The 7,137-nt window shown below is 71.2% G+C and carries 4 protein-coding genes; all 4 read right to left on the bottom strand.

What is annotated here, in order from left to right; translation table 11 throughout:
• Positions 1–42 precede the first annotated feature (42 nt).
• The 4 genes from ACFWP2_RS36290 to ACFWP2_RS36305 are packed head-to-tail and all read right to left on the bottom strand — an operon-like array spanning position 43 to position 6,327.
• Positions 43–1,923, bottom strand: coding sequence for a TniQ family protein (locus ACFWP2_RS36290; protein WP_380459742.1), 1,881 nt, complete (start codon positions 1,921–1,923; stop codon positions 43–45).
• Complete coding sequence (locus ACFWP2_RS36295) at positions 1,920–3,173, bottom strand: AAA family ATPase (RefSeq protein ID WP_380459744.1); 1,254 nt, start codon at positions 3,171–3,173, stop codon at positions 1,920–1,922. The genes ACFWP2_RS36290 and ACFWP2_RS36295 overlap by 4 nt, the downstream gene beginning before the upstream one ends.
• Complete coding sequence (locus ACFWP2_RS36300) at positions 3,170–5,452, bottom strand: transposase (protein ID WP_380459746.1); 2,283 nt, start codon at positions 5,450–5,452, stop codon at positions 3,170–3,172. Before ACFWP2_RS36300 ends, ACFWP2_RS36295 begins: the two co-directional genes overlap by 4 nt.
• Positions 5,449–6,327: a TnsA-like heteromeric transposase endonuclease subunit gene (locus ACFWP2_RS36305; RefSeq protein ID WP_380459748.1), complete on the bottom strand. Its 879-nt coding sequence runs from the start codon at positions 6,325–6,327 to the stop codon at positions 5,449–5,451. Before ACFWP2_RS36305 ends, ACFWP2_RS36300 begins: the two co-directional genes overlap by 4 nt.
• Positions 6,328–7,137: the final 810 nt, after the last annotated feature.

A 7,137-nucleotide genomic window follows, 5' to 3' on the forward strand; every position in this document is an offset into this window, starting at 1 on the left:
CCTCCGGTAGCGGTGCCAGGCTGCGGGCCATCGGCCGGGAGGTCATGGGGTCGTCCGTTGTTCGCCGGTCCGTGCACCGCCGTCGCACCAGGCGGCTGTCTGCTGCGTGTAGGCGGCCAGGCGGGGAAGGAGGCGGGCCTTGGCGCCGCGGCGGGCGCCCGCGAGGTGGGGCAGGTCGCGGACAAGGTCCGGGCCACCCAGCAGTCGCCCGCCCCAGCCACGGTCCCGCACCAGTGGGCTGAACAGGTAGTCGCCCTCGGTGACCTGAGTCCACACCAGGACCGACGCGCAGATCCGCAGTTCGGGAGCCGCGTCGAGGGTGGGCAGGCCATCGGTGAGGTGGGCCCAGTGGGCCGGCGGGATGCTCCAGTCCTCAAGCACCGTTCGGCGGCGCTGGTAGTCGATGCGGTGTTCCTGACCGTCGAGTTCGGCGGCGATCGCGTCGAGCCCGAGAAGGAACTGCTGCCAGGTGTCCTCGCCGTCCGTACGCAATCGGAGCTGTTGAAGCCCGGAGAGGGCGTGCCCGCGCGGGATCCCGAGCAGACGGGCACTGTCGGAGAAGGTACCGCCGCTGGTCATCTCGGCGAGCTTGAGGGTGGCGGCCCGCCGCGCCAGACGTGCGTTGTTGCGGCTGGCGACGGTGAGGCGGGTAGTGAAGTGGGCCAGGTGGCGCTCGTAGGCGGCGTTCGGCAGGAGCTGGGGGATCTCCTGGGCCGTGAAGCGGCAGGTGCGCGTCGGTACGCGCAGGGCCGCGGACGTGCCGGCGCCGGCCGTGGCGTGGAAGCCGCCCCGTTGGACGGCAAGCGCGCGGGCGAGTGGCAGGGAGAGCTGTCCGCGCCGGATGATGCCGACGAAGCGGGTGCGGTCGCGTTCGACGGCGCGGCGGGCCAGGGTCTGGACGCAGTCGCGGGCGGCTGCCGGGTCCGGGTGGCTGACCAGGTACTCGCTCATGGCGAGCAGGCTCGCGCAGGCGGCGGCTGCGGGTGGCGGTCCGATGACGATGCGGCCGTTGTCCCCGCGGGGGCGGTCGGCGGTGCGGCGGCGGATGGCGTGGATGTGCTTGTCGAGGGCGTCGGTCGCGACCTCAGGAAGGCTGAGGTTGTCGACGGCGGCCGGCCACGAGATGGTGATCATCTGGCTGACGGCGATCAGGTCCGGGAAGAACAGCGGCTCGTCGGCGGCCGGCGAGGCCAGTCGCGCCAGCAGCCTGCTCTGGAGATCGAGCAGGGTGCCCAGGTCGGTGTCCGCCTTCGCGCGGGTGCCCGCGGCCGTCGCGGTCAGGTCGGTGCCGCAGGCGGGCTTGGGTTTGCGGGTGCCGGCGTCGGGGGCGTGGTTGCGGCACTGGGCGGGGTGCAGTGCGGGACCGGTCGGGTGCAGGATCAGGCCAGCTCGGCCCTGGACGGATGCGTTGAGGGGCTGGCGGCAGCTCGGGCAGAGGTGGTCGAGCAGGCGCCGGTGGCGGGTGCAGGCGAAGACGACCGGCAGGTGCCACGGCAGGCGCCAGGGGCCGCCGTGCGCGCTCTGGACCGCGGTGCCGTCACCTGCAAGGCACTGGGGGCAGAAGCGGCTGGCGGCGGTGAACGCCCACACGTGGGAGCCGAACCGGCCGTCCGGACGCTCCCCGGCGTCCGTGAGCGGCGGATACGTCACCTGGTGCGGTCGCAGCCCGAGTGCTCGGACCTCGCTGAGGGTCAGGCGCGTCGTGGCGGCGAAGCGGGCTGCGGCCTCCGGCCGCAATGCGACCAGCAGGTGCGCGGGCAGCTTGACCGCGTGGCCGAGCCGGTAGGGGGCGATGCCGGTGAGCACGGCCATCCGGGCCGGCGTGCGGTTCAGCCGGTGGGCGAGCCGCAGCAGGAAGCCCGGCAGTGACTCGTCGGGCAGCGGGGCGAGGCTGCGGGCCAGCGGGCGGGGCGTGCCGGTCACCCCACCGCCCCCGTGGGGCCGTCGTCGTCGAAGACGGTGTTGCGGCCGGGGCGCTTCTTCTTCGGCATCTGGGGGATCTCCGGTTGTTCGCCGGAGTCGGCGTCCAGGTCGGGCAGGTCGGTGGGGCTGACCGTGCACCATTGCAGGAGGTCGACCGTCAGGTGCTCGGCCCGGGTCTCGATGGCGTGGCGGCAGCCGGTCTGGATCAGCTTCTCCAGGAGGCCGACGACGCCGTTGGTGCGCCGGAAAGGCTGCTCGGGCATGCCGCCGGTGGTGAGCATGCCGTCGGTGTCGTTCAGCAGCCGCAGACAGCTCTCCAGGCCCCGCAGGTGTGCGGTCCAGGCTTCGATCTGGGCGGGGGTGTCGTAGCTGAACGCATCGAGGTCGATCATTTCGAAGCGGCGTTCGTGCTGGGTCGCGGCGTCGGCGTTGGGGCTGCGTCCGCGGTCCTTGACTGGCGGGAAGACCCACTGCCGGGTGACGGGGTCGCACCGGCCGTCCCGCAGTAGGCCGGAGGTCGGGATGCCGACACCGACGAGGATCAGGGTGACCGGCATGCTCATCATCTCGCGGATCAGGTCCAGCACGTCCTGGTCGGCCTCGCGGTGGAGCTTGAGCCTCGTGATGTCGTCGATCACCAGCGCCCTGGTGGCGTGGTCGGTGATCGCGGCATTCACCGTGCGGACGAGGTCCTCCAGACGCATCCCCTTGTGGTCCTCGCCGTAGAAGTCGAGGATGCGCTGGCAGGTGGAGATCGGGGTGGCCTTGACAGGGCAGCGCACGTACGCCACCGGGGCGAACAGGTCGCGGGTGCCAGGCATCGCCTCCGGGTTGACCTGCTGGTTCAGGGTCAGCCACTCGTCCTCGAAGGCAGCCACGGCCTCGCACACGGTCTCGGTCTTGCCCTGGGCGCCGCCGCCGTTGACCATCACCCCGGTGCGAGTGCCCGACTTGTGGCTGAACGCGCCGTCCTCGATCCGCGTGCGCACCAGCCAGGCGACGGCCTCGCTCATCGGGGTGGCCTGAACGGGCAGGCTGCTGTGGGTGGCCAGGCGGTGCAGGTCGTAGATGCGGCGCTGCCTCGGGCTCAGCCGCTTGTACTCCTCACCCGACATCACCGGCGCCGGGATGAAGCTCGCGCGGGTCGTGCGCCAGCGCTGCCAGCCGTCGTGCCGGGTGCGGTCCAGCGGCGGCCCGGGCAGGAACGTGGCCGCGCCCGCCCACGGTGGTGTGCTTGCCGCGCCGCTCACGCTTCCCCCTCGGTGGCCTCGTACTCGTCCTCGTCCGGCAGGGCGAGCAGGCTGCGTTCGCGCAGCCGCTGCCCGAGCGCCGGAGGCGGGGCGGGCCGCTCGGGCACGGCGTCCTCCCGCCGACGGCGGCGCTCGTCGTCCACCGCCGTCTGCCCCTGCCGGGCCCGCTCCCGCCACTTGAGCGGCACCACATTGGCCGTGTCATCCGCCGTTGTCCGCCGGCCGACGGCGGTGCTGGTCGCGCCCGGTGGGCGGTCGGCGGCCGCCGCGGCGGCCTGGGCCACCTCGCGGGCGTGCTCGACGCGCCGGCCCCGGGTCAGCCGGGTCGGCCACTGCTCGACGGGAATGTGGCCGCCGATCAACTCAAGCAGCAACGGAAGAAGTTCCGCGTCCGACTTCGGGGCGAGGCCGCGGCTGCGGACCTCGCGCATGACCTCGCGCACCCGCGCGTCGCTGAACGCGGGCACCTCGCCCTCCTCCGGCAGGCCGGTCCAGCGCAGGGTGTGCCAGTCGTGGGTGCGCGGGTCCTGGAAGAACACCAGGCACGGGTCACGCGGGTCGCGGTGGAAGACGTACTTGTTCTTCGCGACCCCGCCCCGCCCGGACGGCATGAACCGGTAAGGGTCCAGCGCGTTGCCGTCGTACCAGAGGTTCTTGATCTTCACGCCGCGCTTTCCGTGGATCATCACCCGGTGGGTCGGCAGCAGCTGGTAGTACAGCTCTGGACGGGGGATTTGCAGCGCGAAGCCGCCCTGCGCCATCGAGGCCGCAAACAGGCTGTTCGGGCTGTGGTCTCCGGCCGGATCCCAGCTCGGCGTATACGCCCCGAATCGGCGCTCTTGCCACACCTTGACGATCCAGGTAGCGACCAGATGCTCCATCTCGGCCACGGTCAGGACGGCGTCGCCCTCCGGGGCCACGCCGCGGTCGGCCACGTCCACCCCCTGGTAGCCCGGCAGGATCCGGAACAGCAGGGACTGGATGGCCCCGAAGGCCCGCTCCACGGCCTGCTTGTCGGTCGGACGAAGGACCCGACTGGGGCGGATGTTCGCCCCGATCACCCGCTGGACCTCGATCAGATGGTGATTCTTGTAGACCGAGCCGTGGTCGGCGGTAATGGTCTCGGGGGCGAAGAACGGCAGGCCCGCGACCTTGTGCCCGGCGAACTCGGCCACCAACGTCGCCGGGACACCGGGGTAGGCCCACTCCATGTCCTCGCCCCAGTCCGGCCGCATCGGCAGCGGCATCATCACGTCCCGCAGGACCATGGCCACGTCGACCGAGGTGTCGGAGACCAGCGTCAGCCGGAACGCCACGATCGAATGCGTGTACACATCCAGGGCCAGGGTCAGGTGGACGGACACCGGGTGGCCGAAGACGTTCTCGCGGACCTTGACCGGCAGGATCGTGGTGTCGAGCGCCACCACCTGGCCCGGCCGGTGGACCACGACATGCCTGCCGGTCGCCACCTCCTGGGCGCGGGCGGCCGAGCGCAGATACCGCTGCCGTGCTCCGCTGGAGCCGAACCACTCCTTCCACACCGTCCGCAGCGTCGTGTAGCTCGGCACCGGCTCGTCGGGGCCGAAGGTCTCCCGGACGTACTGGTGGATCAGACGCTCGCGGTCCTTCGCGCTGAGCTTGGAGCGGTGCAGCGTCTCCGCCCGGACCGCGAACAGCGCTTCCCGGACTGCCAGCGAGATCCGGCGGCCGGTCGCCTCACGAAGCCAGCGGTCATCCGCCAGACCGACCGGGCCGAACCGGCGCCGGTCCATGTCCCAGCGGATCAGCGTCCGGTACCCGGCCCGCTTGAGGCCCAGCACGGCGGCCTGGTCAGGGTTCTCGACTGCGGCCAGGCGCAGTTCCTCCGCCTTCGCTTGCCTGCGCTGCGTCAGCGTAGTGAGCTCCGGGTCGTACTGCGGACGCGGTTCAGCCGGTCCGGCCAGCAGCGGGTCACCACTGAGGTATCCGGTCTCCACCTCGTTCAGGTGGGCCAGCCGCAACAGGGTCAGCCGCTGCTTCTCCGGAGTCAGGTCGGTCATCGCCTTCGGCTGGCGACCCCGGCTCGCGGCCGGCAGATCCCTGCGCGTGCGGGTCGGCTGGCGGCAACCGGGGTGATGCATCAGCTCCTGCACCGAGGTGTGCCAGGAAGACCCGTCAACCGGGACCAGGACGACCTTGCCCACCTGGGGCTCGAACGCCTCCACCGTCCACTCGGAGCCGTCGATGATCAGTTCGTTGCCGGGCGCCAGATCCCAGACAACCACGGCGGATGTCGTCACCCTTCTCCTCCGCGCGCTCTGCTGTCCGCCGCCAGGCGGACTGGGCTCTCGTCCGACAGCGGATGCGACATGTCGACGCCCAGACAGCGGTGCCACAGCAAGTGGACCGCGTGCGCCCGGGCGATCGCCGGGTAGCTGCACTGCTCGACCAGTTCGCCGAAGGGGATCGGCCCCGACGCGGCAACCCGGAGCAGCTGTTCCTGGAGGCCGAGCTGATCGGTCAGCTCCCGTCGACCCGCCGACAGGGCGTCGACGATCCTCACCACGTGCCGACGCCAGCCGGTCACCACGCTGTAGTTCCAGCCCACCGCCAGCGCAACCTCGGCGGACGCCGCGAACTTCACCTCGTCCTCCGGCCGGATATGTCCGGCTGGCCGGACATCCACCAACCACGGCCCCGAGCCGGTCAGCAGCAGGAAGTCCGGGGTGTGCTCACCCATCCCACCGTCCGCGGTGAAGAACCGCAGGCGAAACGGCTGGGCCAGCGCCTCCGCAAGATCGCCCGCGAAGTCGGCGATCAGGAGCAACAGTTCCTCCTGATAGCTCTCGAAACCGTGGTGCCGATCGGTGCTGACGAGGTACTCCAGGCCCGGCCTGTGCCACTGGCCGGTCCGCCATGTGAAGCGCCGTACCGGCCGGATCTGGACCACCTCGACCTCGCCGACGTTCCGTACCGTGCAGGTGACCGGCGTCCGTGCGGAGCACCACGTCGCGGTCCATCGGTCGCTCCAGCCGACCGTAAGGTTCAATGTCGTCCTGCGGACGTCGAACCCCGCATGAACACGGGCAAGGTCGCCGAGGTCACACGTATCGGACCACAAGCCAGCACCCGAAACCACATTCGCTGAGAATCCACCAGGCAACGACGAGGACATGCCTCTTCGCCCTCCGCTGTGAGCTGATAACGCCAGGCGGAAGTTACGGGGAAGTCCTCGGCTGGGAAGCGGGTTTCCGCGAAACCCGGCATTCCGCACCTCGGGTCTGCTAGATGCGGCGTTGTACGTAAGTGACAACAACACCTGGCAGCTCAGCCGCCGCTGTGCTGCTAAGAACTGGCACCAGCCCAGGTCGGCAGTCCTCGAAGGTGACATCTACGGCGGGCAGTCACACATCAGGCTGATCGCGTCGGCCGCCTGGATGTCCGGCTGACCCCCGCAGGCGCGGGGGGGCGACGCCCGAGCTGTGTTTGGACGACTGACCCCCGCAGGCGCGGGGAGGACTCGATGCGCTCGCTGGCGTTGCTGGCGCGGGTCGACTGACCCCCGCAGGTGCGAGGAGAACCGCCAGCCACCGCGCGAGCGTCGTCGGCTGACCCCCGCGCTCGCGGGGAGGACATCCCCGCCTTCGCGGCGGAGCAGGGTGAGGGCGGCTGACCCCCGCGCTGGCGGGGGTCAGCCGGAGCAATTCCGATGTCCGACATCCCTGACTGGGTCCTCCCCGCGGGGGCGGAGCGGATGATCTGACGGCTTGGCGGGCGTCGACTCGCACTCACGGCGTGCCGGACGTCCCGCCGTGCGATGCCTCTGTGGACCGGATCTCCGCGGGCACCGGCTGAACACCGACGGACGGGCCCCCTTTGACGGGGCCCGTCCCGGCCTCCCGAGCAGTGGGAGGCCGGGCCCTTCGTCACGGGCGCGGGTCGGTCACCGGCCCTGGGTGGGGAAGACGTTCCAGAAGGCGGCCTG

The sequence above is a fragment of the Kitasatospora sp. NPDC058444 genome (assembly GCF_042721415.1).
Classification (GTDB): domain Bacteria; phylum Actinomycetota; class Actinomycetes; order Streptomycetales; family Streptomycetaceae; genus Kitasatospora.

What these genes read in the sequence shown, in the direction of transcription:
- ACFWP2_RS36305 (WP_380459748.1), bottom strand. Translation starts at nt 6,327, where the DNA reads ATGTCCTCGTCGTTGCCTGGTGGATTCTCAGCGAATGTGGTTTCGGGT.